2 protein-coding genes are annotated in these 1373 nt (G+C 71.3%); both read left to right on the top strand.

Going from position 1 to position 1373, the window contains the following annotated elements; all coding sequences use genetic code 11:
- The coding region (locus ACFW2E_RS46925) for an NAD-dependent epimerase/dehydratase family protein (protein WP_384478299.1) at nt 1-947 on the top strand (947 nt) is incomplete at its 5' end.
- Nucleotides 944-1373 (top strand): sigma factor (locus tag ACFW2E_RS46920; protein ID WP_384478297.1); only part of this gene is annotated, 430 nt, incomplete at its 3' end. The genes ACFW2E_RS46925 and ACFW2E_RS46920, both read left to right, overlap by 4 nt.

Here is a 1373-nt window from a genome sequence, read left to right as displayed (position 1 = left end):
GGAAGGTGATGGTCATGCGGGTGTTCGTGGCAGGCGGGACCGGGGTCCTCGGACGACGGCTGGTGCCGCAGCTCGTGGCCAGGGGCCACCAGGTGACGGCCACGACGACGAGCGCGGCGAAGCTGGACGTGGTGCGGCGGCTCGGCGCGGACGGTGTCGTGATGGACGGCCTGGACGCGATGGCGGTCGGTGAGGCGGTGGCGGCCGCCCGGCCGGACGCGATCGTGCACCAGATGACCGGGATCTCCATGGCGCACGCCGGAAAGCCCGATCTGAAGCACTTCGATCGCTGGGCCGTTCCCACCATCCGGCTGCGCACCGAGGGGACGGACCACCTCCTCGCCGCCGCCGAGGCGACCGGCGTGTCTCATTTCGTCGCCCAGGGCTATGCCAACTGGAACGGGCTCCGTGAGGGCGGATGGGTGAAGACGGAGGAGGACCCGCTGGACCTGCACGAGGGGACGGCGGCCTACACCTCGATGCGGGCGCTGCGCCACGTCGAGGAGGTGGTCGTCAAGGCCGGTGGAGCGGTCCTGCGGTACGGCAGCCTCTACGGACCGGGCGCCATCGACGACCAGCTGGTGCTCGTGCGCAAGCGGCAGTACCCGCTGGTCGGACGTGGCACCGGCTATGCCTCGTGGGTGCATCTGGACGACGCGGCGAGCGCCACCGTCCTGGCCCTGGAGCTCAGCGCGAAGGGGGTGTTCAACATCGTCGACGACGATCCGGCCCCGGCCAGTGAGTGGCTTCCCCATCTGGCCGCGTGCGCGGGAGCGAAGAAGCCGATGCGGGTCCCGGTGTGGCTGGCCCGGCTGCTGGCCGGGGACGTGGCGGTGACGATGATGACGGAGGGGCGCGCCTTCTCGAACGCCAAGGCCAAGGCCGAGCTCGGCTGGCAGTTGCGCCATCCCTCGTGGCGTCAGGGCTTCGAGAAGGAGCTCGCGTGAGCCGGGACGAGGAGTTCGAGCAGCTGCGGCCGCTGCTGTTCGCGATCGCCTCCCGGATCCTCGGCAGCGTGAGCGAGGCAGAGGACGCGGTCCAGGAGACCTGGCTGCGCTACGAGTCGACTCCGACGCAGCCCACCTCGGCCAAGGCCTATCTCTCGGCCATCGTCTCGCGGGTCTCGATCGACGTGCTGCGCTCGGCCCGCGTGCGGCGGCAGGAGTACGTCGGGCCGTGGTTCCCCGAGCCGCTGCTGTCCGATCCCTACGAGGACCCCGAGCGTTCGGCCGAGCTGGCCGACTCGATGTCGATGGCGGCGCTGTTGCTTCACGAGCGGCAGTCCCCCCACCAACCGGCGGGCTTGGTTGGGCGCGAGGGGTTGGGGTTGGGCTTGCCGGAGATAGCGGGGGCCCGCGGCCCGGCGGCGTCCG

Origin of the sequence: Streptomyces sp. NPDC058964 (assembly GCF_042741275.1) — a bacterium.
Lineage (GTDB): Bacteria > Actinomycetota > Actinomycetes > Streptomycetales > Streptomycetaceae > Streptomyces.
The sequence above is the reverse complement of the archived record's forward strand: the minus strand, read 5'-3'. Positions and strand labels throughout refer to the sequence as shown.